This window comes from Burkholderia sp. LA-2-3-30-S1-D2 (genome assembly GCF_001523915.2).
Lineage (GTDB): Bacteria > Pseudomonadota > Gammaproteobacteria > Burkholderiales > Burkholderiaceae > Burkholderia > Burkholderia diffusa.
The window spans coordinates 346,820-372,213 of record NZ_CP013385.1; the positions used below are offsets into that span (position 1 = coordinate 346,820).

The 25,394-nt window shown below is 64.5% G+C and carries 25 protein-coding genes and 1 pseudogene; 19 read left to right on the forward strand and 7 right to left on the reverse strand.

Annotated elements, in window-relative coordinates; genetic code table 11:
• Positions 1–15: 15 nt before the first annotated feature.
• Positions 16–390, reverse strand: coding sequence for a cytochrome b562 (locus WS66_RS30610; protein ID WP_059602810.1), 375 nt, complete (start codon positions 388–390; stop codon positions 16–18).
• A gap of 163 nt (positions 391–553) precedes the next feature.
• Between WS66_RS30610 and WS66_RS30615 the strand changes: the two genes are divergently transcribed.
• From WS66_RS30615 to WS66_RS30655, 8 genes are all read left to right on the forward strand, one after another.
• Positions 554–1,216 (forward strand): response regulator transcription factor, encoded by a 663-nt coding sequence (locus WS66_RS30615; RefSeq protein ID WP_059602812.1) that lies wholly within the window; start codon positions 554–556, stop codon positions 1,214–1,216.
• Positions 1,216–2,565 (forward strand): ATP-binding protein, encoded by a 1,350-nt coding sequence (locus WS66_RS30620; RefSeq protein WP_059602815.1) that lies wholly within the window; start codon positions 1,216–1,218, stop codon positions 2,563–2,565. Before WS66_RS30615 ends, WS66_RS30620 begins: the two co-directional genes overlap by 1 nt.
• Positions 2,566–2,718: 153 nt before the next feature.
• Complete coding sequence (locus tag WS66_RS30625) at positions 2,719–3,039, forward strand: DUF4148 domain-containing protein (protein ID WP_059602819.1); 321 nt, start codon at positions 2,719–2,721, stop codon at positions 3,037–3,039.
• Positions 3,040–3,597: 558 nt separating this feature from the next.
• Positions 3,598–4,404, forward strand: coding sequence for a transporter substrate-binding domain-containing protein (locus WS66_RS30635; RefSeq protein WP_059602822.1), 807 nt, complete (start codon positions 3,598–3,600; stop codon positions 4,402–4,404).
• Positions 4,405–4,493: 89 nt separating this feature from the next.
• The gene (locus WS66_RS30640) at positions 4,494–5,180 is read left to right on the forward strand and encodes an amino acid ABC transporter permease (protein WP_059602825.1); all 687 of its coding nucleotides are present in this window, start codon (positions 4,494–4,496) and stop codon (positions 5,178–5,180) included.
• Positions 5,177–5,827: an amino acid ABC transporter permease gene (locus WS66_RS30645; protein ID WP_059602828.1), complete on the forward strand. Its 651-nt coding sequence runs from the start codon at positions 5,177–5,179 to the stop codon at positions 5,825–5,827. The genes WS66_RS30640 and WS66_RS30645 overlap by 4 nt, the downstream gene beginning before the upstream one ends.
• Complete coding sequence (locus tag WS66_RS30650) at positions 5,814–6,563, forward strand: amino acid ABC transporter ATP-binding protein (protein WP_059602830.1); 750 nt, start codon at positions 5,814–5,816, stop codon at positions 6,561–6,563. Before WS66_RS30645 ends, WS66_RS30650 begins: the two co-directional genes overlap by 14 nt.
• On the forward strand, positions 6,553–7,194 hold the full coding sequence (locus tag WS66_RS30655) for a GNAT family N-acetyltransferase (RefSeq protein WP_236873011.1): 642 nt from the start codon (positions 6,553–6,555) through the stop codon (positions 7,192–7,194). The genes WS66_RS30650 and WS66_RS30655 overlap by 11 nt, the downstream gene beginning before the upstream one ends.
• Before the next feature lie 31 nt (positions 7,195–7,225).
• On the opposite strand, the gene WS66_RS30660 is transcribed toward WS66_RS30655, so the two are convergent.
• Positions 7,226–8,104 carry a LysR substrate-binding domain-containing protein gene (locus WS66_RS30660; RefSeq protein WP_059602837.1) on the reverse strand — a complete coding sequence of 293 codons (879 nt, stop codon included), beginning with the start codon at positions 8,102–8,104 and terminating at the stop codon, positions 7,226–7,228.
• A 126-nt stretch (positions 8,105–8,230) separates the two neighbouring features.
• Here WS66_RS30660 and argH point away from each other — a divergent pair, with 126 nt between their 5' ends.
• The 9 genes from argH to WS66_RS30705 all read left to right on the forward strand — a co-directional run bounded on the left by argH (position 8,231) and on the right by WS66_RS30705 (position 18,488).
• Positions 8,231–9,664, forward strand: a complete 1,434-nt coding sequence (gene argH, locus WS66_RS30665) for an argininosuccinate lyase (RefSeq protein ID WP_059602839.1) — start codon at positions 8,231–8,233, stop codon at positions 9,662–9,664.
• On the forward strand, positions 9,658–10,551 hold the full coding sequence (locus WS66_RS30670; protein WP_059602935.1) for an amino acid ABC transporter permease: 894 nt from the start codon (positions 9,658–9,660) through the stop codon (positions 10,549–10,551). Before argH ends, WS66_RS30670 begins: the two co-directional genes overlap by 7 nt.
• Positions 10,548–11,351: an amino acid ABC transporter ATP-binding protein gene (locus tag WS66_RS30675; protein WP_059602842.1), complete on the forward strand. Its 804-nt coding sequence runs from the start codon at positions 10,548–10,550 to the stop codon at positions 11,349–11,351. Before WS66_RS30670 ends, WS66_RS30675 begins: the two co-directional genes overlap by 4 nt.
• 77 nt (positions 11,352–11,428) lie before the next feature.
• Positions 11,429–12,262, forward strand: coding sequence for an ABC transporter substrate-binding protein (locus WS66_RS30680; RefSeq protein WP_059602845.1), 834 nt, complete (start codon positions 11,429–11,431; stop codon positions 12,260–12,262).
• A gap of 7 nt (positions 12,263–12,269) precedes the next feature.
• A complete protein-coding gene (locus tag WS66_RS30685) occupies positions 12,270–13,142 on the forward strand; it encodes a polysaccharide deacetylase family protein (protein WP_059602847.1) in 873 nt (290 codons plus the stop codon).
• A complete protein-coding gene (locus tag WS66_RS30690; RefSeq protein WP_059602850.1) occupies positions 13,139–14,047 on the forward strand; it encodes a polysaccharide deacetylase family protein in 909 nt (302 codons plus the stop codon). The genes WS66_RS30685 and WS66_RS30690 overlap by 4 nt, the downstream gene beginning before the upstream one ends.
• Positions 14,044–15,450: an MmgE/PrpD family protein gene (locus WS66_RS30695; RefSeq protein ID WP_059602853.1), complete on the forward strand. Its 1,407-nt coding sequence runs from the start codon at positions 14,044–14,046 to the stop codon at positions 15,448–15,450. Before WS66_RS30690 ends, WS66_RS30695 begins: the two co-directional genes overlap by 4 nt.
• Positions 15,451–15,604: 154 nt before the next feature.
• Positions 15,605–17,170 carry a methyl-accepting chemotaxis protein gene (locus WS66_RS30700; RefSeq protein WP_059602856.1) on the forward strand — a complete coding sequence of 522 codons (1,566 nt, stop codon included), beginning with the start codon at positions 15,605–15,607 and terminating at the stop codon, positions 17,168–17,170.
• A 304-nt stretch (positions 17,171–17,474) separates the two neighbouring features.
• Complete coding sequence (locus WS66_RS30705) at positions 17,475–18,488, forward strand: hypothetical protein (protein WP_059602859.1); 1,014 nt, start codon at positions 17,475–17,477, stop codon at positions 18,486–18,488.
• A 333-nt stretch (positions 18,489–18,821) separates the two neighbouring features.
• Here WS66_RS30705 and WS66_RS30710 read toward each other — a convergent pair whose 3' ends face one another.
• Positions 18,822–19,490 (reverse strand): hypothetical protein, encoded by a 669-nt coding sequence (locus WS66_RS30710; protein ID WP_159086607.1) that lies wholly within the window; start codon positions 19,488–19,490, stop codon positions 18,822–18,824.
• 20 nt (positions 19,491–19,510) lie between these two features.
• Entirely contained in the window at positions 19,511–20,200 is a 690-nt protein-coding gene (locus WS66_RS30715) for a hypothetical protein (RefSeq protein ID WP_059602865.1), read from the reverse strand.
• A 265-nt stretch (positions 20,201–20,465) separates the two neighbouring features.
• Between WS66_RS30715 and WS66_RS30720 the strand changes: the two genes are divergently transcribed.
• Positions 20,466–21,050 (forward strand): fasciclin domain-containing protein, encoded by a 585-nt coding sequence (locus tag WS66_RS30720; RefSeq protein ID WP_059602867.1) that lies wholly within the window; start codon positions 20,466–20,468, stop codon positions 21,048–21,050.
• A gap of 290 nt (positions 21,051–21,340) precedes the next feature.
• Here the strand turns inward: WS66_RS30720 and WS66_RS30725 are convergent.
• Positions 21,341–21,766 (reverse strand): annotated as a pseudogene (locus WS66_RS30725) (FAD-binding domain-containing protein); the annotation flags it as partial.
• Positions 21,767–21,835: 69 nt separating this feature from the next.
• On the opposite strand from WS66_RS30725, the gene WS66_RS30730 reads away from it, so the two are divergent.
• Positions 21,836–22,956, forward strand: a protein-coding gene (locus WS66_RS30730) for an IS3-like element IS407 family transposase (protein WP_108064606.1) whose coding sequence is annotated in 2 segments (ribosomal slippage) — positions 21,836–22,094 and positions 22,094–22,956 — 1,122 coding nt in all. Because the reading frame shifts where the segments join, the coding sequence is not laid out codon by codon here.
• Positions 22,957–23,000: 44 nt separating this feature from the next.
• Here the strand turns inward: WS66_RS30730 and WS66_RS30735 are convergent.
• On the reverse strand, positions 23,001–24,101 hold the full coding sequence (locus WS66_RS30735) for a cryptochrome/photolyase family protein (RefSeq protein WP_082728977.1): 1,101 nt from the start codon (positions 24,099–24,101) through the stop codon (positions 23,001–23,003).
• A 90-nt stretch (positions 24,102–24,191) separates the two neighbouring features.
• The gene (locus WS66_RS30740) at positions 24,192–24,752 is read right to left on the reverse strand and encodes a DUF2878 domain-containing protein (RefSeq protein WP_236873012.1); all 561 of its coding nucleotides are present in this window, start codon (positions 24,750–24,752) and stop codon (positions 24,192–24,194) included.
• Between the last annotated feature and the right edge of the window lie 642 nt (positions 24,753–25,394).

The following is a 25,394-nucleotide window of genomic DNA, read 5'->3' on the forward strand; positions in this document are numbered from 1 at the left end:
CGTGCCCTGCTCGGGTTATCCGAGCAGGTCGTGATAGTGCTTTTTCGATCCGTTGATTCGCCGCAGCGCCTGCTTGGCGGCCGACAGATCATTGGCCTGGATGGCCCGGTCGACCTCGGTCAATTCATCCCGCAATGTGCGCATGCCTTCGTCGTAAGTCGGTTGGTCATCGCGATACCGCTGGCGGCTCGCCTGCTGCGCATCGCTTTCGAGCCGGGCCACGTAGCCGCTCATTTCCGGGATTGCCCGGCTGTTCATGGCACCCTGCATCGCATGCTTCATGTCTCGCATCAGCGTCTTGATCTCGCCTGCCGACGCCGGCGCGGCAGCCACGAAAAGCAACGCGCCCAGCGTTGCGCAAAAATGGAGTCGGAACGGTAGTCTGCTCATGGTCGTCGATTCGATTGCGAGTGTCGGTGACGGCGACCATAGAATGTCGACGTTAACGGATTCTTAAGGACCGGATTTTTCCCGCCGTGCTTGATGCCGGTCGGTTTCTGCGGTTATCGTGCGCCAATGGACGCAATGTCCCGACCAAAAGGAACGCGACACCATGCGGGTGTTACTCGTGGAAGACGACAAGCTGATCGGCAGCGGGGTAGAGGATGGCCTGATCGAGGCCGGCATGACGGTCGACTGGGCGCACGATGGCAGGCATGCGCAGCTCGCGCTCGAAACCACGCCGTATGACCTCGTCGTGCTCGATCTCGGCCTGCCCCGCATGTCGGGAGTTGAATTGCTCGACTGGCTTCGCAAGCGCCGCGACCATACGCCGGTGCTGGTCATGACCGCGCGCGACACGGTGGCCGATCGCGTGAGCGGCCTGAGCGCGGGCGCCGACGACTACATCGGCAAGCCGTTCGACCTGACCGAACTGATCGCCCGATGCCGTGCGCTCGTGCGACGCTCGCAGGGCCGCAGCACCGACACGATCGAATATGGCGACCTGTCGGTCGATCCTTCGTTGATGACGGTGACGCGCGGCACCGAACGGATCGCGCTGACGTCGCGCGAATGCGCATTGCTGGTCGAACTGCTGGCGAATCAGGGCCGCCCGCTCTCGCGTACCCAGCTCCAGGACAGCCTCTACGGCTGGAACGAAGAAATCGAAAGCAATGCGATCGAAGTGCATGTGTCGAATCTGCGCAAGAAACTGGGGGCCGAATTGATCCGCACGATTCGAGGTGTCGGCTACGTGGTGGAGAAAGCGTCGTGATGCGCTCGATCCGGCAACGGCTGACCTTACTGGTGCTGTCGGGTGTCGTGGTGGTCTGGGCGTATTCGCTGGTGTCGAGCTATCGCCAGGCGATTCACGAAGCGGAGGAATGGGACGAAACCCGCCTCGAGCAGATCGCAAGAGCGTTCGTCGCGCTCGATGCGTCCGATCTGCCGGTCTTCGCGGACATCGTCCTCGGCTCGGGGGAAGACAACGATGGCGACAACGATGCATCACCGCGAATGCTGTATCAGATCAGTGATGCGGGCGGACGAATCCTGGCCGCCAGTCCGGGGCTCGACTCGCTCGATCTGCCGGTGTTGCCCGCTGCCGCATCGAGCCCGATCCGGTTCGGCAATCCGAAATGGCACGCGTACGTGCTGACCGATGCCGCGCGCGGCCGCACCGTGCGCATCTTCGAACAACGCACGCACCGTTCGGACTTGTCCGCGGAGGTGGCACGCCGTGTCGCCCGGCCGCTCGCACTCGCGTTGCCCGTGCTGGCCGTGTTGATCTGGCTGGCGATCGGACGCAGCCTGACGCCGCTACGGACGCTGTCGGAGGCAATCGACGCACGTTCCCCCGACAGCCTCGATGCAATCGGCACGAAGGGCATTCCCGACGAAGTACGGCCGCTGGTTGCCGCACTAAACACGCTGCTGCAACGTCTGCGCGGCTCGCTCGATCGCGAGCGCGCATTCACCAGCGACGCCGCGCACGAGCTCAAGACCCCGCTCGCCGCGCTCAAGGTTCAGGCACAGGTCGCGCTTACCGCACGCGATCCGGACCGTCAGCGGCGCGCGATGCAACGGGTAGTCGAGGGCGTAGACCGAAGCACGCATCTGGCGGACCAGTTGCTTGCACTGGCGCGACTTGACGAAACCGTCCCGATGCCCGGCGAGGACGTCGATCTCGCACGCGTGGTGCAGACCTGCATCGACGACCACCAGGCGCGCGCCGATCGCAAGCAGATGTCGCTGATTTCATGCGTCGACGGTCCGGTTATCGCACATGCATCGTCGACGCTTCTGCGCGTCCTGCTCGACAATCTCGTCGATAATGCGATCAAGTACGGTCGCGAACAAGGGCGCGTCGAAATCACGTCGTGGCAGGATGCCGGCGCGATCCGCCTGCAGGTACGGGACGACGGACCCGGCGTCTCGGAAGGAGATCTGTCCCGACTGCAGGATCGCTTCTTTCGCGGCGCGGATCACGACGAAAGCGGCAGCGGCCTGGGGCTGTCCATCGTCGCGCGCATCGTGGCAAAACTCGGCGGGAGTCTGACGTACATCGACGGGTTGAACGGCAACGGGTTCGGCGTGCGCGTGACGTTGCCGTCATCGGCGTGACCGAAGCGGCGATTCCGGGTCCGCCCCTGTCTTTCACATCCGATGCGTTCGACGACGTGAAGTTAACGTTGCCTTCAGTTTGGCGGAGCATGCTGTCTCTACGGCAGAAGAGGTGTCCTCGGATGTCGACCCTGTTCACTGGAGGTCGAGATCATGAAATTCGCAATCCGTACCATCGTGCTGGCGGCGGCCATCATCCCCGCATTCGCATTGGCAGCTCAATCAGGCAGCGGCCTGACCCGAGCGGAAGTCCGCGCGCAGATCACGCAGGTCGAGCAGGCCGGTTACAACCCGGCCCGCAAGGACATTCACTATCCGCAATCGATCCAGCAGGCCGAGGCACGCATCCGGTCTTCCGAATCGACGCCGCAGGCCGATGTGTCGGGCTATGGGCCTGCATACGGGGCGGGGGCCGACTCGGGAGCCGCGATCCCGAATCATGCCGCGGCGCCTCGGTTGTACACGCATCATTGACGGCACACCCGCGAGCGTCGGGGCACCCTCGTCAATACGACTTGCCGGCAACGGTCGCCGACTCGAGCTCACGCGTGAAGGTCCGGGTGCCTGCGGTATCCGCGACCGACTTGACCAGAGCGACGCCTGGCGCGAGCCAGTCGTCGGCGTCCGACGTGCTGGTCAGCGCCGGATTGTGGAACGTCTTTCGAACACTTGCCGTTCTTCAGGCTGACCGTTTCTCGCGCGACGTACGCGCCGCCGTCTGGACACCGCCTGACGGAAAGACGGGCTACCCACGTTCGATGAACAGAAGCCGGCGTGCGTCCAATACGCCGGCGTCCGAATCCCCGGGGTGAACCGGTTAGGTAATTTGGTGCGCCGGCGCGCGTTGCGAGGGCAACCGCCGCCGCCGGCGCCGACTCATGCACCAAAATGAGGAATGCAGTTCGCCGGAATACCTGTCTTGTGCCGGCGTGGCAAGCGTTACACGGTGATGGCCCGGTTTTTGCTGGAGTTGCTTTGGCCGCGCAACGGTTGCGCGCTGCCCGACGACATACCAGACAAGGAAGATTCACCGTGAGCCCGACGACTCGACCGTTCCCCCGCCGCACCTGGCTGGCTGCGCTGATCGCAGCCCCCGTGATGGCGCTGTTCGCTGCTGCGCCGGCCCATGCCGACGCGCTCGACACCATTGCGAAAAGCGGCGCGCTGCGCGTCGCGGTGCCTGAAGACTATCCGCCGTTCGGCTCGGTCGGCACGGACATGCAGCCGCAGGGCTACGACATCGACATGGCCGAGCTGCTCGCCAAATCGCTCGGGGTGAAGCTGAAGCTGGTGCCCGTCAACAGCGCGAACCGGATTCCGTATCTGACGACCAACAAGGTCGACATGGTGATCTCGTCGCTCGGCAAGACGCCGGAGCGCGAGAAGGTCATCGACTTCTCGACGGCGTATGCGCCGTATTTCCAGGGCGTGTTCGGGCCGGCGGACGTGAAGGTGAGCGCGCCCGCCGACCTGACCGGGAAGACGGTCGGCGCCACGCGCGGCGCGCTCGAGGAGATCGCGCTGTCGCAACTCGCACCGAATGCGACGATCAAGCGCTTCGAGGACAACAACGCGACGATCCAGGCGTTCCTGTCGGGGCAAGTGCAACTGATCGCCGCCGGCAACATCGTCGCGGCGGCGATTCTCGCGAAGAATCCGCCGCGTCGGCCCGAGGTCAAGTTCGTGATCAAGAACTCGCCGTGCTTCGTCGGCGTCAACAAGAACGAACCGCGCCTGCTCGCGAAGATCGACGATGCGATCGCGCACGCGAAGCAGGACGGCACACTGGGTGCGATGTCGAGGAAGTGGCTCGGCCAGCCGTTGCCGGCCGGCCTGTGACGAACCGCCGTGCCACCTGATACCTCGCCGCGGCCGGCACCGCCGGCGCGGTGGGCGTCATTGTCAGAACCCGAATTTACTCAATCGTCATGAGCTATCAGCTTCAATTCGGCGAGCTCGCCGAATACGCCGGTGTGTTCGCGAGCGGCGCGGCGATCACGCTTGCGCTGACTGCGGTCGCAACCGTGCTCGGCGTGGCGATCGGCGTGCTCGGCGCGGCCGCGTACAGCGCCGACGCGCCCGCGGCCGTGCGGCTGCGCCCGCTGATCGGCGCGTACGTCGAGGCGATCCGCAATACGCCGTTCGTCGTCCAGCTGTTCTTCATCTTCTTCGGATTGCCCGCGCTCGGCGTGCACATCGACGAATACACGGCCGCGATTCTCGCGATGACGCTCAATCTCGGCGCGTACTCGGTCGAGATTGTGCGCGCGGGCGTCGCCGCCGTCCCGAACGGACATCTGGAGGCGGCATCCGCGCTTGCGATGTCGCGCGCGCAGATGCTGCGCCACGTCGTGCTGCCCCAGGCGCTCGCCAAGGTGTTTCCCGCGCTCTCGAGCCAGATCGTGATCACGATGCTCGGTTCGGCGGTCGTGTCGCAGATCTCGGTGGCCGATCTGACCTATGCGGCGGGCTACATTCAGTCGCGCACCTTCCGCGCATTCGAGACGTATTTCGTCATCACGCTCGCGTATCTGGCGATGGCGCTGCTGCTGCGTGGCGCGCTCGGCACGATGGGGCGCCGCCTGTTCTCCCGCCGCGTACGAGGTGCGCGATGACCGATTTCACGTTCGCGCAGATTCTCACAAACTTGTTGCTGGCCGCGCGCTGGACGATCGTGCTGTCGATCGTGTCTTTCGTGTCCGGCGGCCTCGTCGGCCTCGGGCTGCTCGTGATGCGCGTGTCGGGTTCGACGGTGCTGCGCGGCTGCGCGAAGCTGTATATCGAGGTGTTCCAGGGCACCCCGTTGCTGATGCAACTATTCATCGTGTTCTTCGGCCTGCCGCTCGTCGGGCTCGACGTTCCGCCGTGGGTCGCGGCCACGGCGGGGCTGACGTTCTTCACCAGCGCGTATCTCGCGGAAATCTGGCGCGGCTGCGTCGAGGCGGTGCCGAAGGGGCAGTGGGAGGCGTCGGCGAGCCTGGCCATGAGCTACGTCGAGCAGTTGCGTCACGTGATCCTCCCGCAGGCCGCCCGCATCGCGATCGCACCGACGGTCGGCTTCGGCGTGCAGGCCGTGAAGGATACGGCACTGGTATCGATCATCGGCTTCACCGAGCTGACGAAGGTCGGCATCGCGATCTCGAACGCGACGTTCCGGCCGTTCGTCGTGTATGGCCTCGTCGCGCTGATCTATTTCGCGCTCTGTTATCCGCTTACCCGCTATGCGCGCACGTTGCAAAGGAGATGGCATGCCGCTCGTTGAAACCCGTGGTCTCGAAAAGAACTTCGGCACCCATCATGTGCTCAAGGGCATCGATTTCTCCGTCGAGCGCGGGCAGGTCGTATCGATCATCGGCCGCAGCGGTTCGGGCAAGAGCACGCTGCTGCGCACGCTCAACGGGCTCGAGAGCATCGACGCGGGCACGATCTCGATCGACGGCGAACGCGTCGACGCGCGGCACGCGGACCTGCGTGCGCTGCGGCTCAAGGTCGGGATGGTGTTCCAGCAATACAACCTGTTTCCGCATCTGAGCGCCGGGCAAAACGTGATGCTGGCGCAGTCCGTCGTGAAGAACACGCATCGCCAGCAGGCGCGCGCGATCGCGGAGCTGATGCTCGAACGCGTCGGCCTCGGCGACAAGTTCGACGCGTTCCCGGAGCAGCTGTCTGGCGGCCAGCAGCAGCGGGTCGCGATCGCGCGTGCGCTGGCGATGAAGCCGAGCGTGCTGCTGTGCGACGAAATCACGTCCGCGCTCGATCCCGAACTCGTCGGCGAGGTACTGGGCGTCGTCGAGCAACTCGCGCGCGAGGACATGACGCTGATCATGGTCACGCACGAGATGAACTTCGCGCGTGTGGTGAGCGACCGGATCGTCTTCATGCACCAGGGCCGGGTGTGGGAGAGCGGGACGGCCGAAGAGATCTTCGAGCGGCCGCAGACGGTGGAATTGGCGCGCTTTCTGGGCAGCGTCCGAAACACGGAAGCCGTTGCGCGCTGATCGGCCACGCCTGCGCGGTGCTGACATCGTCGCCCGGATCGCCGACAATCCGGCGTGTGCGCCGCGCCCGCGCGCGCCGAGCCGCCCGAGAGAGTCCTCCATGTCCGGAATATCCATCAGGTCCGCCAGCCTCGACGACGCGCAGGCGATCGCCGATTTTCACGTCAAGGTCTGGCGGCATACCTATCGCGATCTCGCGCCGGCGCAAGCACATGCCGCCCTCGACGAGCAGTATCGCGGCAGGAAATGGCGGGAGAAGCTGGCGTCGAACGAGCGCGACCAGCTGGTGCTCGTGGCGCAAACCGGTGGCCGGATTGTCGGCATCGGAGCAGCCGGCGCGCCGTCGGAGCCGATTTTCGGCGGCCGTGGCGAAATCAAGTTTCTTTACGTCGATCCCCTCTTCAAGCGCCGCGGCATCGGCCGCATGCTGCTTGCGCAACTCGCAACGCATCTGCAAGCGTTACGGTATCCGGGCGCCGCGTTGAGTGTCGTCAAGGGAAACGCGGCCGCGATCGCGTTTTACGAGGCGTTGAACGGCCGGTTCGCGGGCGAGTACGTCGATGCGGGGCCGATCTGGCGTTCGCAAAACATCGTCTTGGTGTGGGACGACTTCGCGAGCCTCGTTTCCTGACGTCCAGCCCGACCGCAAGCGAGCGCGCGCATTACGCGAGCCGCGCGCGCAACCAGGTGGTGAACGCGGTCACGAGCGGCGTCTCGGTCAGCTCGTGACGCGTGACGAGATAGTACGCATGACGTGACGGCACCGTTTCGCTGAACGGCCGCACGAGCGTGCCGTCGATCAGGTCGTCGCGCACCGACAGGCTGTCGCCGAGTGCGACGCCCTGGCCGTGCACCGCGGCTTCGACGCCGATGTGCGCGTTGCCGATCTCGAGGATGCGGATGCCCGGCAGCCGGTCGGCCTTCGCTTCGGCCAGCCAGCGCATCCACGAGCCCGCGTGCTCGCAGAACAGCGTGCGCCCCGCGAGATCCTGCACCTTGCGGATCGCATCGCGCCCGTTCATCAGCGCGGGGCTCACGACCGGGAACAGCGCCGGATGCTCGAGCAGCTCGACGTGCCGGTTGCGCCAGTTGCCTTCCCCGTAGCGGATGCAGACGTCGACATCCGGCGAATAGATCTCGCGCTCGTCGTTCGACGGAATCACCTTCAGATGGATGCCCGGATAGCGCTCGAGAAAATCGCCGATGTGCCGGGCGAGCCAGCGCGACGTCAGCGACAGCGGTGTCGACACGACGAGATCGCCGACGGCGGCCGGCGAATCGAGCCTGACGGTAGCGTTCGCGATGATGTCGAACGCCGTGCCGACCGGCTCCAGCAGCGCTTCGCCTTCGGGCGTAAGCTTCACGCGCGCCTTTGATCTGACGAATAGGGCGACGCCGAGCGTCCTCTCGAGAATCCGGATCTGGTGGCTCACCGCGCTCGCGGTCACGTGCAGTTCGTCGGCGGCGGCCGATACGCTGCCGCGCCGGGCGGCGGCCTCGAACGCGCGAAGCGGGTTCAACGGGGGGAGGCGGTTGCGCATCGGCGGGACTGTCGGCGACGACGGTGCTGAGAAAAATTTCATTTAAGCGGATTCAATTTCTCGCTACAACAAAAAAAATTGAATGCCTACAGTGAGGGCACTCCAACCGAGACGAGGTCGTCCGCAATGAGCCTTACCGAACCGATCGAGCGCCTGTGGGGCGGTCGCTTTCAGTCGAAACCGTCCGACGCGCTGCAGAACCTGTCGCGCTCCGATCCGAGTTTCTACCGACTCGTCCCGTACGATCTGGCAGGCTCCCGCGCGCATGCACGCGAGTTGAACCGTGCCGGCATCGTGAATGACGACGAGCTCGCGCAATTGCTGGCCGCGATGGACGGCATCGCGCGCGACCATGCGGCCGGTGCGATCGCGCCTTCGCTCGCCGACGAGGACGTGCACACGTTCCTCGAACGCGTGCTCACGCAGCGGCTGCCGGCGCTCGGCGGCAAGCTGCGCGCCGGGCGCTCGCGCAACGACCAGGCGGCGAACGACCTGCGTCTGTACCTGCGCGACAAGGCGCGCCAGCTCGTACGCGGCGTGCTCGACCTGCAGGATGCGCTGGTCGGCCAGGCAAGCCGGCACATTGACACGGTCACCGCCGGCTTCACCCACCTGCAACCCGCGCAGCCTATCGTGTTCGGTCATCAGCTGCTCGCGCATGCGCAGTCGCTGTATCGCGATGCCGACCGCCTGGTCGACTGGGACCGCCGCACCGCACGCTCGCCGCTCGGCGCGGCCGCGCTGGCCGGCTCGGCGATCTGCGTGCACCCCGATCTTTCAGCGCAGGAGCTCGGTTACGACGCGCCGTGCGAGAACTCGATCGACGCGGTGGCCGCGCGCGATCACGTCGCCGAATTCGCGTTCGTCACCAGCATGCTGGCGGTTGATCTGTCTCGCCTGTCGGAAGAAGTGATCCTGTGGACGTCCCGGCAATTCCGCTGGGTGGAACTCGACGACGGCTACGCGACGGGCAGTTCGATCATGCCGCAGAAGAAGAACCCGGACATCGCGGAACTCACGCGTGGCAAGGCGGGGCGCCTGATCGGCAACCTGACCGGCCTGCTCGCCACGCTCAAGTCGCTGCCGCTCGCGTACAACCGCGATCTCGCGGAAGACAAGATCGCCGCGTTCGATTCGATCGACACGCTCGAACTCGTGCTGCCCGCCATGGCGGGGATGATCCGCACGATGCGCGTCAACGTCGACGAGATGCGCCGCCAGGCGCCGCTCGGCTTCACGCTCGCGACCGAGGTCGCCGACTGGCTGGCGCTGTCGGGCGTGCCGTTCAGCGAGGCGCACGAGATCACCGGCGCGCTCGTGCGCGCGTGCGAACGCGACGGCATCGAGCTCGCGGATGCCAGCACGGAGCAGCTGCAGGCCGTCGACGCGCGCCTCGCGCCGGCGGTACGCGCGCATCTGACGCTTGACGCGGCCGTCGCCGCTCGCGGCGGCGCCGGCGGCACGTCGCCCGCGCGCGTGCGCGAGCAGATCGGCCGCCTGAGCAACGCGATCGAACGCCAGGCCGCGTGGGCGGCCGACTACCGGGGGCCGTCATGCTGAGCGCATCCGATTCGCACCGTCTCCACGGCGCACCGGCCGCGGCCGTCGCCGCGGCGGACGACACCGCCGCACTCGTGCGCGTGCGCCGGCGCTACTGGGGCCGCTATGTCGCGTCGGTCGCGATCATCGCCGCGCTCGCCTACGTGGCGCTCGCGTTCGCGCGCGGGCAGATCGAATGGCGCGTCGTCGGCCAGTTCCTGACCGCGCACTCGATCCTGACCGGCCTCGGCAACACGATCGTGATGACCGTCCTCGCGATGACGCTCGGCATCGTGCTCGGGGTCGTCACCGCGGTGATGCGGCTGTCGTCGAACCCGGTGCTCGGTGCGATCGCGCAGGGCTACATCTGGCTGTTCCGCGGTACGCCGGTGATCCTCCAGCTACTGCTGTGGTTCAACCTCGCGCTGGTGTTTCCGACGCTCGGCATCCCGGGGATCGCCGAGTTCCGGACCGTCGACGTAATGACGCCGTTCCTCGCGGCGGTGCTCGGGCTCGGCATCAACCAGGGCGCGTATACGTCGGAAGTCGTGCGCGCGGGGCTGCTGTCGGTCGACACCGGCCAGTACGAGGCCGCGAAATCGATCGGCATGGCGCGCCTGCAGGCACTGCGCCGGATCATCCTGCCGCAGGCGATGCGCGTGATCGTGCCGCCGATCGGCAACGAGCTGATCGGCATGGTCAAGCTGACGTCGCTCGCGAGCGTCGTGCAGTACGCCGAGATGCTGCACAACGCGCAGAACATCTACTACGCGAATGCGCGCGTGATCGAGCTGCTGATCGTCGCGGGCATCTGGTATCTCGCAGTCGTCACCGTGCTGTCGTTCGCGCAGGCTCGTGTCGAACGGCGCTTCGCACGCGGCGCAGGCCGCGCGGCGGGCCGAAAATGAGCGGCACGACCCACAACCGTAAGGAGAACGTCATGACGAACGCGATCGTTCGCGCGGTCGACGTGCGCAAGTCGTACGGCGATTTCCAGGCGCTGCACGGTATCACGCTCGACGTCGCGCAGGGCGAAGTGCTGTGCATCATCGGGCCGTCCGGCTCCGGCAAGAGCACGTTCCTGCGCTGCATCAACCAGCTCGAGACGATCAGCGCGGGCGCGCTGTGGGTCAACGGCGAGCTGGCCGGTTACCGGCGCACGGGCAACCGGCTCCACGAGCTGTCGGAGCGTCAGGTCGCGCGCCAGCGGCTCGCTACGAGCATGGTGTTCCAGCGCTTCAACCTGTTCCCGCACAAGACCGCACTCGAAAACGTGATCGAAGGCCCAGTGCAGGTGCTCAAGCGCCGCCGCGCGCAAGCAGAAGAAGAGGCCCGCGCGCTGCTCGCGCGCGTCGGCCTTGCGCACAAGTGCGACGCGTTTCCGGTCGAGCTGTCGGGCGGCCAGCAACAGCGCGTCGCGATCGCGCGGGCGCTCGCGATGCATCCGCAACTGATCCTGTTCGACGAACCGACGTCGGCGCTTGACCCCGAGCTCGTCGGCGAAGTGCTGGCCGTGATGCGCGATCTCGCGAAGAGCGGGATGACGATGATCGTCGTCACGCACGAGCTCGGCTTCGCGCGCGAGGTCGCCGATCGCGTCGTGTTCATGGACGCCGGACGGATCGTCGAGAGCGGGCCGCCCGACCAGGTGCTGTCCGCACCGACGCAAGCGCGCACCCGCGACTTCATCTCGGCCGTGATTGCCTGAGCGGATCGCGCCGCCGACGAGACGTGCAACGCAGCACCGCGGTACCCCCTTACACCACCACGACAAGGCGACACCCCATGAAAGCATCCGTCCTGACCCGCACGCTGGCCGCTGTCGCATTCGGCACGCTCGCGCTTCATGCCTCCTTCGCGGTCGCCCAGGCCGCGAACGTCAAGCGCACGCTGAACGTCGCGATCGTGCCGAACTACCCGCCGTTCGAATACAAGGACCCGGCGACCGACAAGCTCGCGGGCTTCGACGTCGATCTCGGCGAGGCGCTCGCCGCGAAGATGGGCGCGAAGCTGAACTGGGTCGAGACGAGCTTCGACCAGATGATGAGCGCGGTCGCGACGCAGCGCGTCGACATGATCCTGTCCGGCATGACCGACCTGCCGACGCGTCGCGATGCGGTGACGTTCGTCGACTACATCGAGACGGGGCCGCAGTTCTACGTGCTGAAGACGCGCGCGGGCGAGTTCGCGCAGATGGGCGCGCTGTGCGGCAAGCGCGTCGGATCGAGCCGGCGCACGTCGTTCCCGGACAATACGACGGCATGGAGTGCGGAGAACTGCGTGAAGGCCGGCAAGCCGGCAATCGTGGTGGTCGGCACCGACGGCTCGTCGGATGCGCGCATGCAGCTGCGCCAGAACCGCATCGACGCGGCCGTGCAGGGCGGCGAGACGCTGCCTTACCAGAACAGCCTCGAGCAGAACGCCTACGCGCCGGTCGGCAAGCCGTTCATGTCGCAATACACGGGCATCGGCGTCGCGAAGAGCAATACCGCGCTGAGCGGCGCGCTGACGACGGCGCTCAACCAACTGATCGCGGACGGTTCCTACCAGAAGATCCTGGCGAAGTGGGGACTGCAGGAGCACGCGGTGACGAAGGCGATGATCAACGGCACGCACTGAGCCCGCGATGACGGGCCTGGCTCCCAGCTGGCCGGACGCGAAGCGCGCGTGCGTCGCGCTCGCGTTCGATCTCGACGGCCCGACCGGCGACGCGATGCTGAACGGGTCGATCTGGCGCAACCCCGCGTATTTCACGCTCGGCAGCTACGGGCCGTGGCGCGCGCTCGGCCGGCTGCTCGACGTGCTCGCGTCGTTCGACCTGCCCGCGACGTTCTTCGTGCCCGCGTGGGTCGCGCGGACCTGGCCCGCACAATGCGCGGCGATCGTCGAGCGCGGGCACGAGATCGGCTATCACGGCTACCGCCACGAAGCGTTCTGGACGCTCGAACCCGAACGGCAGCGCGAGATCATGGCGCAGTCGGCCGAGATTCTCTACCGTACGCTCGGCGTGCGGCCGGTCGGGTTCCGCACGCCGTCCGGCGACTGGAGCGCGGCGACAGTGAGCGTGCTGCGCGAAGCCGGCGTGCGCTATTCGAGTTCGATGCGTGGCGACGATCGTCCATACCTGCTGCCCGGCGCTGACGGCGAGCCGCCGCTCGTCGAGATTCCCGGCCGCTGGGAGACCGACGACTACGCGTCGCTCGCATATCACCGCAACCCCGACTATCCGGCCGGGCTCGACCGGATTGCCGGCTACGATGCGACGCTCGACAACTGGACGCGCGAATTCGACGGTATATACCGCGAAGGGCTGTGCCTGACGACGCTGCTGCATCCGAAAGTCTGCGGCAAGCCCGGCCGCCTCGCGCTGCTCGAAGCGTGGTTCGAACACATGCGCGCGCGGGACGGCGTCTGGTTCGCGCGCTGTCGCGAATTGGCCGACTGGTGGCTCGCGCAGCACTCGTCCGACACGCAATCGACACAACGGAGCGGCCTGTGACGACACTTCCTGCCTGGCCGGACGGCGCGCGTTGCGCGATCGCGATCACGGTCGATTTCAACGACATACACGGTATCCAGACACGCGAGCCGCGTATCGTCGGCCGCGAGAAATCGCTGTCGGTATGGCGCTACGGCGCGACGCGCGGCGTCGATCGCTTGCTCGATGCGTTCGATGCATTCGGTGTGCCGGCGAGCTGGTTCGTCCCGGGCATCGTCGCCAAGACGCATGCGGATGCGGTGCGCGAGATCGACGCTGCCGGCCATGAACTCGGCGTGAGCGGCTATCGCTGCGAAGACTTCGACGCGCTGCCGCTCGCCGCGCAGATCGACGCGTGCCGCACCGGGCGCGCGGCGCTCGCGGACACGATCGGCCGCGACGTCGAAGGGTTTCGCTCGTTCACCGGCAACTGGGCCGACGGCTTCGCGGACTGGCTCGTCGCGGAAGGCTTCACGTGGTCGTCGTCGTGGCGCGGCGACGATCTGCCGTACGTGCATCCGCGCGGCGACGGCCACGTGGACGGTGCGCGGCTCGTCGAGCTGCCGCTGCACTACGAGCTCGAGGACGAGCCGTACTTCGAGTTCAACCTGTCGCCGCCCGTGCCGACCGGCCAGCCGCGCATCGCGGCGTACCGTGACGTGCTCGACAACTGGCGGCGAGACGTCGACGGGTTTCGCCGCTTCGGGCTGTGCTGCGTGCTGCGCCTGCATCCCGAGATCATCGGCACCGCGGGGCGCATCGACTTGCTGCGCGCGTTGCTCGCGCATCTGCGCGACGCGGGCGACGTCTGGTTCGCGACCGGGCGCGACATCGCGCGCTGGTGGCGCGCGCAGGTGCCCGTCAATCCGCCGGGCCATCCGGTCGACGTGTTCGCGCATTGCGTGGCGGACGAGTCGGCGCGATGAAGACGGTGACGGAAACGCGTGCCACGCAGCTCGCGGCGTTCGTCGCGCGGACAGACGCCAATGCATTGCCAGACGATGTCGTCGCGAAGGCGAAGCGTCATATCCTCGACACGTTCGGCGCGGCGCTGGCCGGTACCTCCGCCGTCGAGACACGCAGTGCGCGCGCGCTGACCGGTACGGTCTCGCATGACGGCGCGACGCTGTGGGGCACACGACGGGCCGCGGGCGCGCGCGATGCGGCGTTCGTGAACGGGATCGCCGCGCACGCGCTCGAGCTCGACGATTCCGGCGGCTGCGATCATTCGGGCGCGGTGGTGATGCCGGCCGTGCTCGCCGCGCTATCGTGTGCGGACCGCCCCGTCACCGGCCGGGAATGCGTGGCGGCGATCGTGCTCGGCTACGACGTCGGCCGGCGCGTGCTCGAGGCGGCTGGCGGCTATTCTGCGCACAATGGTGCCGGCTGGCACTCGACGCTCAGTTGCGGCGTGTTCGGCGCGGCGGCGGCAAGCGCGCGCGTGCTCGGGCTCGACGCCGCACGCACGCGCGACGCGCTCGGCCATGCGGCGAGTTTCTCCGGTGGCTTGTGGGGTTTCATCCACGACGGATCGCAGACGAAGCGGCTGCACGCCGGGCGGGCGGCGGAGGGCGGCGTGCTCGCGGCGCTGCTGGCACGCGAAGGCGTGAGCGGCCCGGCCAGTGTGTTCGACGACGTCTGGGGCGGCTTCTTCACCACGTTCGCCGCGCAATCGCATGCGCCCGACGCATTGACCGACGGCCTCGGCGCGCACTGGAAACTGATGCGCTGCTCGATCAAGCCGCACGCGTCGTGCCGCAGTGCGCATGCGGCGGTCGACGCGGCGCTGAAACTGGCCGAAGGTTGCACGTTCGAGGCCGGCGAGATCGAGCGGGTGGTCGTGCGGGCGAGCGCATTCGTGGCCCGGATGTGCGGCGGTCGCGACCTGTCGACACTGTCGTCGTCGCAGATGAGCCTGCCGTACGCGGTTGCGGCAGCGCTTGCGTTCGGCGACACCGGAATCGGCGCTTATCGCGACGACAGGCGCACGGATTCGCGCGTCACCGCGCTGCTCGCGCGCATCGCGATCGAGGTCGATCCGGCACTCGGCGATCTCGACGAGCCGACCGTCATCCTGCATCGCGCGGACGGGCGGCGGCAATGGCATCACGTGCCAATCGCACGCGGCGATCCACGCAATCCGCTGTCCGATGCGGCACTGCTGGCGAAGTTTCGTGCACTGGCGGGCATCGCGCTCGTCCCCGCGCAGGTCGATGCGCTGAGCGACACGTGCCTGTCGCTGGAGCGGTTGCCGGACGCGCAGGTGTTGAACGCGTTGCTCGCGACCGATGAAGGCGATTCACCTACCACGCCGAAATTCCGCCCATAACGCCCCGTTTCCGGAAACGTTCCTTGTCGGTTCCGCACTAATTCACGCGCCGCTCCGGTCGTTATCGTGGCATCGGTCTCGCACGTGCCGCCTTCGATCGGCTGGACACGCATGCGTCGCATGCAACGGTTTCGTGCTCAACGCTTCCCTCATCATGATCAGGAATTTCAGCATTCGCGTCCGGCTGGCGCTGGCGATGGGCTTTCTCGGCGTACTGCTCGTCATCGGCGGCATCATCGGTGTCATTGGCGTAGCGATAAGCAACGACGATGTGAAGACGCTTTATTCCGACCGGCTCGCATCGTCGGAGGCGCTCGGGCAGGCGAATGTCGCGCTGTCGAGAACCCGCCTGTGGCTGTATCGCATCGCGCTCGATCCGAACAGTCCCGACGTGCCGCAGGAAACCGCGACATCCCGGGAACTGCTCGCCGCGTCGAAAAAGGCGTGGGACGCGTATCGCGCGCTGCGGCTCTCCGGCCCCGAAGAAGCGCGCCGCGCGGCCGACGCGAACACGAAGTTCAACGCGCTCGTCGAGAACGGCCTCGAACCGATGTTCAGCGCCATCGACGCGCGCGATCCCGTGAAAATCCCCGACGTCTGGCGGCACATACCGCCGTCGCTGTTCATCGACGTCTCCGACGCGATGGACGCCCTCGGCCGAATCCAGATCACGGCTTCCCGGGTCACGTTCGATGCCGCGCAGGCGCGTTTCCACTGGTTCGTCGGGATCGCGATCGCCGGCATCCTGGTCGCGCTCGGCGCAGCCGTACTCACGTGGTGGTCGCTTCAGCGCGCGATCGGTGCGCCGCTTGCGCACGCACTCGACCATTTCAGCGCGATCGCCGGCGGCGACCTGACGACGCGGATCGATGTCGATTCGACCGACGAGATGGGGCAACTGATGACCGGCCTGCGGGCGATGCAAGGCAAGCTGCTGCAGACGATTCGCGTGGTGCGGGAAGGCTCGCACTCCATCGAGACGGCCGCGCACGAGATCACGGCCGGCAACATGGACCTGTCGCAACGGACCGAAGAGCAGGCCGCGTCGCTGGAGGAAACGGCCGCCTCGATGGAGCAACTGACTTCGACGGTTCGCCAGAATGCCGAGAATGCGAAGCAGGCGAATCAGGTGGTGCAAGACGCGGCGTTGCTGACCGAAGAGGGCAATCAGGCGACGCAGGAAGTCGTCAACACGATGCGCGGCCTGTCGGAAGCGTCGGGCAAGATCGCCGAAATCATCTCCGTCATCGAAGGCATCGCATTCCAGACCAACATCCTGTCGCTGAATGCGGCGGTCGAAGCGGCGCGGGCAGGCGAGCAGGGCCGCGGATTCGCGGTCGTCGCAGGCGAAGTGCGATCGCTCGCCCAACGCAGCGCCACGGCGTCCCGCGAGATCAAGGAACTGATCACGGATTCGCTGAGACGCGTCGAGACCGGTGCGCGACAGGTTGATCGTGCGACCGGGACGATGGCGGATATCCTGACGTCCGTGCAACGCGTGCACGTGCTGATGGGCGAGATTGCGGCCGCGTCCGACGAGCAGTCCAGAGGCATCGAACAGGTCAATCAGGCGGTGACGCAAATGGATCAGGTGACCCAGCAAAACGCGGCGCTGGTTCAGCAGGCGTCGGCGGCCGCGCTGTCGCTGAAGGAGCAGGCGGGGCAGCTGGAGGCGACTGTCTCGGTCTTTCGGATCGGTTCCGCGCAAGCTGATTCGTGATCCCGGGCGGCCGTCTCGATCCACATGGCCGGTAACATGGCGAGCAGCCTTGCCCGAGCGGCGCTTTCACGTGACAAGGTTCAGCGACCTGCGGATAGGGTGTCGCCACGAATGACACGGCCGCGTTCAGCGAAATGTAAGTTGAAGGAACTGGCACCCATGCCGGCATCAACCGATCGCGAGAGCCGCTCGTAAACGCTACAACCGGCGTAGTGACTGGCCTGGCCCCTGTTACCCGACGCAGCCTATAATCGCTGTCAGCTTGTCCAGGAAATCGCTGTCACCAGAGTGAGGGGGTGTCCAAATGGGACAGTGCCGTCGCATCTATTCGCGCTTCGTTCTCACAAGCTCGATCGCCGGTCTGGCAATTCTGGCCGGCCCAGGCCACGTTCACGCCGAGGACAGTCCGTCGAGCTTGCCGACCGGGGTCAAGCCAACTGAAAGAAAAATCAACGTCTATGCCGTGTATGGCGACGGACGTGCGACCGAGGGCGGCGACATGCATTGGCGCGCCTACGAAGTCGGCTTCGGCGACGTCTTGAATGACTACCTCTCGGTCTACCTCGCGTATGTGAACGAGGGGCATCCGCTGGATCACCACCGTGACGGCTTCGCCGCCCTGGGTTCGTTTCGCTGGCCGGTCGGCAACCGCGTGGCGCTCGAATTCTCGGCGGGACCGTATTTCAGCATGGACACGACGCATGTCGACAACGCGGTGCGCAACGACAAGCGCTGGGGTGTGCGTGCGTCGGCAGGGGTGCGGTATTACGTCGTTCCCAACCGCTTCTTCCTCAAGGTCCAGTACAACCACGTCCAGATGATCGGCGGATTCAATTCCGACGCGGTGCTCTTCGGCATCGGCTCGGATTTCGGCGGCGATCCCGGCCCCGCGCTTTCGGACGGCAAGACGCAGGTTGGCGTTTGGGCCGGGACGTCGCAGACGAACCGTCCTCAAGTGCCGATCGAAAAAGGGTATATGGTCGAAGTCAAGCGGCCGCTCGGCAATGCGTGGGCCTATTCGGCGAGCTTCGTCTACGAAGGCAATAATGGCGTCGCCGGTCGAAGAGGCGTGGCAGCGCAACTCTGGTACGTCGCGCCGATCAAGAGCAAATGGACGCTTTCCGCAGGCGTAGGTCCGTATCTCTCGCGCGATCGGGACGAAGTCTCGAGCAAGACGAGACTCAATGCCTTGCTCAGCGCGCAGGTGAGCTATCAGGTCACGAACGATTGGGCTGCCAGCTTGCGCTTCAATCGTGTCGCAACGGGCAACGACAAGGATCAGGACATGTTCATGGTCGGCCTGGCGCGCAATTTCTAATGGCTCGTTCTTGCGTGCAGGCTCATGCTTTTTTGGCGAGGTCACGGCCGACGGCTTCGCGGTGCTCGACGTGAACAGGTGCGGCGAGGCGATCGTATGGGCGCGCGAGCGCGGGTTAGTCGGTGGAACAAGCAGGCGCAGTAAGTGAGTCACTTTGTCGTCGGGGCGATTCTTATACAGGCTATATTATTAAGAGTTCTAACAAACTGATGCTGAATTGGAACGTCGTCGCAGCTGGAATGCGGACTGATTCGCTTACTGACTCCCGCCGAAATTTACCAACGGTGAGATTCGCGAGATGCCGGACCCTGGTCGGGCATCTCGTCCGAGTCTTCATCCTTCTTGCTTGACCGCGGTCGACATATACTGCTCGCGGACTGCCAGTCCCCCGTATGGCAAGTGGGATGCGGTAACTGTCGCAACGTAATCCGAATAGGCGTAGCTCACCCGTGCAACCGCCACGGGTTTGCCTATAAGCGATTCCAGCGTTGTATCTCCAGACACGGATGTTGGCGCACCGAGCAAATTGCGCAGATTCTGGACGGCGATCTGCCAGCTCTGCCGTGTTTCAGCTACGGACATGTCGCGACGGTACACATTGATGGCCATCAGCGTGCGATCCGGCGCGAAGCTGAACCATATTTCGCTCACTGGTGGGCCATGCGAGCCGAGCGTTTCTGCAGGCACTCCCCGACAGCGCAGGTAGCGCAAGCCTCGGGACAATTCGAGGCACTGCGCTTTGTCCCGCGACATTCTTTCCAACACTTCTCGTTCGGTACTGCGATCAAGCTGCAGGCCGAACGCAGGACGGTTAGGGGCCGCTGATACGCCCTTCTCCAGCAAAATGGCTTTGTTGCGAATCGACAGCACCGTTCGGGAATCGACGGAATCGACTGGACACTTCACGCCAAGCTCGGTGAGGAGCCGTCGCCCCTGTGACGTGTGCAACCAGCCGATCCCGGCAACACTCACGAGGATTGCCGCAGTGAGCCAGGCAATCACGTGAGTTCTGCGCACCGCAGTCAGCCCGTGCATGATGTTGCAACCGTGGGGGGAAGATACACCGGGCCGCCGGGCGTGGCGTTGATTACGGTACTACGCAGGTTGAACAGGGTTGGTACCGCACTGAACTGGAACTTCGTGCCAACCGGGATGCCGGCTGAATTTTTCTCGGTGAGCGCGTACGTTCCGTTTGTCGTCGACGTCAGTGCTGCAAAGTCTGCGGCCGAGAGTTTGCTTTGCAGCGTCGCGACGAGATCCACCATGAACTGGTCGAACACGCAGCCGGGAACGCCGACGTCGTTATGGGCAGCCGTCATGTCTTGGCACATCTCCGGCTGGGAGTCGATGTCTCCAGCGACCTTGACCGGGCCAGGGTAGGTGTACGGACCGCCGAGAAGCGATTCAAACTGCAGCGTGAGGCATGCTTCAAGCCGTGCGGGGGTGTCATGGGCTGCACTGCTGTGGCTGGCGTTACCTGTTACAGCCGCAAAATAGGGCGCTTCGACCGGGTCCGCCAAGAGGCCTGCGACAGCTGCATTGACCACGCCGGCCACCACGCCGGGGGCAGCCGAATCTCCACCGAGCGCGGCCCAGATGGCCTGATTCTCCGGGTGTTGCGCGACCGCTGGAGCAATGTCATCTCCGCCTCCGCAAGCGCTGAGCGCGAACAGCGCCGCTGCGGCAACCGCGATACCAATGGAACGCTTCATGAGTTGTCTCCTCTGGATGCCATCGCGACGCCATTTCCCGAGGTGGGACGCCAAGCACCTTGGCTGGATGGCACACCCATATACGGCGGCAAAGCGAGAATGGATGCAGTGACGTCAGCAGATGGACATGGTTTCGACACCCTTGCCAGTCGCCCGGCCGCAGATCTGGTCACGATGAAGTGGTCAACCGCGCATCCGCTGCGCGGTTCGACTCGTATATCCGAATGCTTCCAGCCAACAGCGGCAAATTTCCCGGAGAACCCAAATGAAATCTGGCAGCAAAGCAAAACTGGGGGGCGCGGCGCTCGCCCTTGCATTCGCAACGTGCATTTACGCGCAGGCCGCCGAGACAGGATCCATGTCGATGGAGCAGACGGTCGAGGTGGGCGGCGCTGCGATGTACCCGTCCAGGAACATCGTCGAAAACGCGGTAAATTCTCGTGATCACACGACGTTGGTCGAAGCGGTCAAGGCCGGGGGGCTGGTCGACACATTGTCGAGCAAAGGGCCGTTCACGGTATTTGCACCGACCAACGAGGCATTCGCCGCGTTGCCGGCTGGCACGGTGCAGACGTTATTGAAGCCGGGGAACAAGGGTGTGCTCGTCAAGGTGCTCACGTATCACGTCGTACCCGGACGAGTCACGGCACTCGACCTTGCCAAGGCGGTCGACCAAGGTGGCGGCAAGGCGACGCTGAAAACAGTCGAAGGTGATGCCCTGATCGTCAGCCGTGGCACGAACGGGCTGGCCATCACCGACGACAAGGGTAACGTCGCGCACGTAACGATCGGCGATGTCATGCAGTCCAATGGCGTGATTCACGTGGTCGACTCCGTGCTGATGCCCTGATACTTCAGCCTGTAGCTGACAGAGAACGTGATGTGCGGAAGCGGGCGGCACGCTCCTGCACATCACATCGACCCCGGTGTGTCGTCGGGGCGCTTCTTTCGCACGGTCGAGCCCGAACGTTGCAACCGACGATTCGTGCTCAATCGCAGCGATCGATGTTGCAGCGCAGTGCGCGTCACCGTGGTGGGATCGACGATGCCGGCTTCGACGAGATCGACGAACTTGCCGGTGGCTGGGTTGTAGCCGAAGTTTCCCGTGCCGTCCCGTACCTTCTCGATAACGACCGAGGATCACTTCCTTTGGCTTTGGGTATCCAGGAGATCTAACGAGCTGAGGGCTCGCGCGCGTGCAAGCTGGTGATCCACGATCGGATAGGGATAACTTGCGCCGAGACTGATGGATGCTTTTTGCAGCGCTTCAGTAGAAGCGGTCCATGGGCTGTGGACGGATTCGGCGGGAAGTGCAGAGAGTTCGGGCACCCACCGTCGCGTGTATTCGCCTTTCGGATCGAATTTTTTCCCCTGCAAGACAGGATTGAAGATTCGAAAATACGGGGCTGCGTCAGCGCCGCTTCCTGAAACCCATTGCCACCCGGCGGGATTGCTTGCCTCATCGGCGTCAACCAGCGTATCCCAGAACCATGCTTCGCCCTCACGCCAATCGATGAGCAAGTGCTTTGTGAGAAATGACGCTGTCACCATGCGCACGCGGTTGTGCTGACCTGCCCCCTACAAACAGGGCCAGCCGGAGTCTAGTAAAGTTCGTTTTCGGAGAAGAAGACGGACATGAAGAAGCGCTTTACGGAACAGCAAATCATCGGGTTTCTGAAGGAAGCCGAAGCCGGTATGGCGGTCAAGGAACTGTGCAGGAAGTACGGGTTCAGTGACGCGTCGTTCTACACCTGGCGCGCGAAGTTCGGCGGCATGGAAGTCTCGGAAGCCCGCCGGCTCAAGGACCTCGAGGTGGAGAATGCCCGGCTGAAGAAGCTGCTGGCCGAAGCAATGCTCGATATGGAAGCGTTGAAGGTCGTCGTCAAGGGAAAGCCCTGAGCCCGCAAGCCAAACGCGAAGCAGTGTCGGCGATTCGGGAGAAGGTCAATATCTCCGAGCGCCGCGCCTGCCGGCTTGTCGGGCTTTCTCGCAGCGTGCTGCATTACGACGCGAAGCCAGACCACGAGAATGAGCTGCTAGCGGCGCGTCTGGTGGAATTGGCACACGAACGTCGTCGATTCGGCTACCGTCGACTGCACGCCCTGGTGGAGCGCGAAGGCACGCACGCCAATCACAAGCGCATCTATCGCCTGTACCGTGAGGCAGGGCTGGCTGTGCGGCGCCGTCGCAAGCGCCATGGCGTCATGATTGAGCGCGAGCAACTGGCATTGCCGGGCGCGCCCAACGAGGTGTGGTCAATCGATTTCGTGATGGATGCGCTTTCCAACGGCCGTCGCGTGAAGTGCCTGACCGTCGTCGACGACTTCACGAAAGAGGCTGTCGACATCGTCGTCGACCATGGCATCTCAGGCTTGTATGTCGCTCGGGCATTGGACCGTGCAGCTCGCTTCCGTGGCTATCCCAAGGCGGTGCGAACAGACCAGGGACCCGAATTCACGAGCCGCGCGCTTGACCAGTGGGCATATGCGAACGGCGTCACGCTGAAGTTGATTCAGGCGGGCAAGCCAACGCAAAATGCGTACATCGAATCGTTCAACGGCAAGTTCCGCGACGAATGCCTTAACGAGCACTGGTTCACGACGCTCGCGCACGCTCGGGCTGTCATCGCGGCATGGCGTCAGGACTACAACGAGCAAAGGCCGCACAGCGCACTGAACTACCTTGCGCCGTCAGAGTTTGCGGCGAAACACCGGGCAACCGCGGATGCTCCTGCCGCTTTCCAGGAGCTGGTTTAACAGGACTTTGCTAGAAGCCCATTGGCCCTATTGAAGGGGGCAGGTCAGTGCATCCAGCCAGTGTGCCAAAGTTCGCGCATGCCGGCGTCTACCAGCGGGTATCCTGTCTTTCCCGTTTGCCACATGCGAAGCGCCGTTGCGTCGGTGCGCCACGGCATGGAGTCGAACTGCAGCCGAAAATTGAACTGATGAAGGGGTTTGCAGTGATAGAGAAGATAATACGAGAATTCTCTCCATCCGAGTTCACTAAAGAACTTGTTCAACGACTCATTTTTGGAATCGTCAATGCGAACCACTCGCCTGCTTCGCATGGCGTCTACCGCTGATAACGTCGCATACCACACTTGCCGAGCCGAGATGTTGCCAAAGCGAAGATAAGGAGAAAGCCGGCTCGTCGCTTGAGTGGCTGGAAAATCGCGTGCGCCGGCATAATCGGAAAACGAGTGTTCAATGAAGGCCTCAAGTTGATGTCCAGCCGCTTCCTCGCCGCATCGCCAGGTCGCACGCAGCCCCTCCGCCCAGTCTGGCGTTGAGGGCTGCAGTGCAAGCTCGGCAAGCGTACAGAGGTGTGCTTTGACGTTTTTGGAGACGGCAAAGAACGTGATTCGAGAGGGCGCCGACAGTGGACATGGCGGGGAAAAATTATCGCGCTGAGCGGCTCTCCAGTACGCGCTGAACACCTGAAACGGCAAGCCTTCACGTGTGGTTACTGTCCAAGGTTCCCGCAAAAGATGGCCGTTGAATGTCGACACTTCGATTCCGCGGCCGACCAAGTCTTTCTTGATCGATGCATCTATTTCCGTTTGCGCTTTCGAGTAGCGGCGATTCCACAAAACCATTGCCGCCTGGGTCTCGAGGGCGAGACTCATGATGGCTTCATGTTCGTTGCCGCGAAGCACGATCAGCGAGCCACCGAGCGCGGAAAGCGCGTCATCGAGTTTTCTCAAGGACTCGTGCAGCCACCACCGTTGCGCGCCACCCATGGGACGCCCGAGCTTCGGGGCAGGGTCGTATACATATGCGCAAACAACAGGATGGCCGGTACTGACCGCATGAGAAAGTGCGGGATTGTCGCTGAGCCGTTGGTCATCACGAAACCATACGATAACGGGGCGGGATTGATACGGCAATTCGGAGCTTTTCATGTGCGTTGCCTGAGAAGTTGCGTTGGCAATGTGAACGGGATCGGCGATGAAGCGAGCTTGTGCGTTTCCGGCTCTATCGAGCCAATGTCTCTATTCGGCGCGGGCGTCATTCATGACGTCTGCGCGGATTGTTGGCGGAGAAAGGGGCGTTACTCCGTCCCAATGGCGTGCAATCGCGAGCGCGGCCGGCAAGATGAACGCCCAGCCGGTTGCGATAACGACGAGCGCTGCAGTCGGATCCTTGAAATGAACGGCCCCCAGCGCCGCACCTGCGCGAAAGGACGCCGGGCCTGCGAATGCGCCGACGAGCACCGAGATGAGCGGTCGCTCCCGGAGCCAGTGCAGCAAAGTATTGAGTTGAATCGCGAACAGCGCCCATAGTCCCGCAAGCCAGTACGGCGCTGTTCCTTTGAGCAAAACGCCGTTCGGGTACACAAGCAGGCCGGACTGCGCAACGGCAGTGTCCCATAACCATCCGGACACCGTGACCGTGAGGACGAGCCGCGCCTCGGAGGACGGTCGGCGCGCGAAGAGAAGATGGCCGACCGTCGCGATCAGCGCGTACGCGACTCCCCACGCGGCGCGTTGCGATGCGGCAGTCATCACGCATGCCAGCCATCCTATCTGGGTCGTCGCGAGATAGACGTACACGCGAGCGGCGCCCAGCGCTGGCGTGCTCGACGTTCCTTGATTCGTAGCACTTGTCATGATCGTTCGCGCGGGATCAGTAACGACATGGTCGCCATGCCGCGTGCATCAGTGGTGCACATATGTGCGCGCCGAGCAAAGCGTTACGTCGCCCTCGACGACAAGCGAAATCGATCCAGCCGCCACGGCGACGTTGCATCTCGGGGAAAGTGGCAGGTAGAACGTTCATGGCAGACGGCTCTCAATATCGTCGACGAGCGGAACCATTGCCAGACGATAGCTTTGCAGGGAGCGATTGTCGGCATTCGGCGTCGATTCTCATCTCCAATACGACGCTGCATTGCGGACGGATGCACTTGCGAAGGGAATATCTGGATGCCGTTGAGGGGGCACCCGGCGGCCGGTAGCGCTGTGGACTGCACGGCCGCTTACGATGTTGCCGCTGCGACGCATTGGGATAGCGCGCCTGATGTCGCGCAGCGTCGGGGATTGAACCGGGCCGACGGGCCAACGGGGCGGCATCCGGGCAGGGCGTTCGAACGAGACGCTAGATTGCCTGAGCGTGCCGGCGCCCGAACAATGAACATCCGCTTGTAGCTCCTGGACGGCGGGTGTCGGCTGTCGTGCGATGCATGCATCCGCGTC

Coding starts and splice junctions, on each gene's coding strand:
- WS66_RS30610 (WP_059602810.1), bottom strand. CDS start 390: ATGAGCAGACTACCGTTCCGACTCCATTTTTGCGCAACGCTGGGCGCG.
- WS66_RS30615 (WP_059602812.1), top strand. CDS start 554: ATGCGGGTGTTACTCGTGGAAGACGACAAGCTGATCGGCAGCGGGGTA.
- WS66_RS30620 (WP_059602815.1), top strand. CDS start 1,216: ATGCGCTCGATCCGGCAACGGCTGACCTTACTGGTGCTGTCGGGTGTC.
- WS66_RS30625 (WP_059602819.1), top strand. CDS start 2,719: ATGAAATTCGCAATCCGTACCATCGTGCTGGCGGCGGCCATCATCCCC.
- WS66_RS30640 (WP_059602825.1), top strand. CDS start 4,494: ATGAGCTATCAGCTTCAATTCGGCGAGCTCGCCGAATACGCCGGTGTG.
- WS66_RS30645 (WP_059602828.1), top strand. CDS start 5,177: ATGACCGATTTCACGTTCGCGCAGATTCTCACAAACTTGTTGCTGGCC.
- WS66_RS30650 (WP_059602830.1), top strand. CDS start 5,814: ATGCCGCTCGTTGAAACCCGTGGTCTCGAAAAGAACTTCGGCACCCAT.
- WS66_RS30660 (WP_059602837.1), bottom strand. CDS start 8,104: ATGCGCAACCGCCTCCCCCCGTTGAACCCGCTTCGCGCGTTCGAGGCC.
- argH (WP_059602839.1), top strand. CDS start 8,231: ATGAGCCTTACCGAACCGATCGAGCGCCTGTGGGGCGGTCGCTTTCAG.
- WS66_RS30670 (WP_059602935.1), top strand. CDS start 9,658: ATGCTGAGCGCATCCGATTCGCACCGTCTCCACGGCGCACCGGCCGCG.
- WS66_RS30675 (WP_059602842.1), top strand. CDS start 10,548: ATGAGCGGCACGACCCACAACCGTAAGGAGAACGTCATGACGAACGCG.
- WS66_RS30680 (WP_059602845.1), top strand. CDS start 11,429: ATGAAAGCATCCGTCCTGACCCGCACGCTGGCCGCTGTCGCATTCGGC.
- WS66_RS30685 (WP_059602847.1), top strand. CDS start 12,270: ATGACGGGCCTGGCTCCCAGCTGGCCGGACGCGAAGCGCGCGTGCGTC.
- WS66_RS30695 (WP_059602853.1), top strand. CDS start 14,044: ATGAAGACGGTGACGGAAACGCGTGCCACGCAGCTCGCGGCGTTCGTC.
- WS66_RS30700 (WP_059602856.1), top strand. CDS start 15,605: ATGATCAGGAATTTCAGCATTCGCGTCCGGCTGGCGCTGGCGATGGGC.
- WS66_RS30705 (WP_059602859.1), top strand. CDS start 17,475: ATGGGACAGTGCCGTCGCATCTATTCGCGCTTCGTTCTCACAAGCTCG.
- WS66_RS30715 (WP_059602865.1), bottom strand. CDS start 20,200: ATGAAGCGTTCCATTGGTATCGCGGTTGCCGCAGCGGCGCTGTTCGCG.
- WS66_RS30720 (WP_059602867.1), top strand. CDS start 20,466: ATGAAATCTGGCAGCAAAGCAAAACTGGGGGGCGCGGCGCTCGCCCTT.
- WS66_RS30735 (WP_082728977.1), bottom strand. CDS start 24,101: ATGAAAAGCTCCGAATTGCCGTATCAATCCCGCCCCGTTATCGTATGG.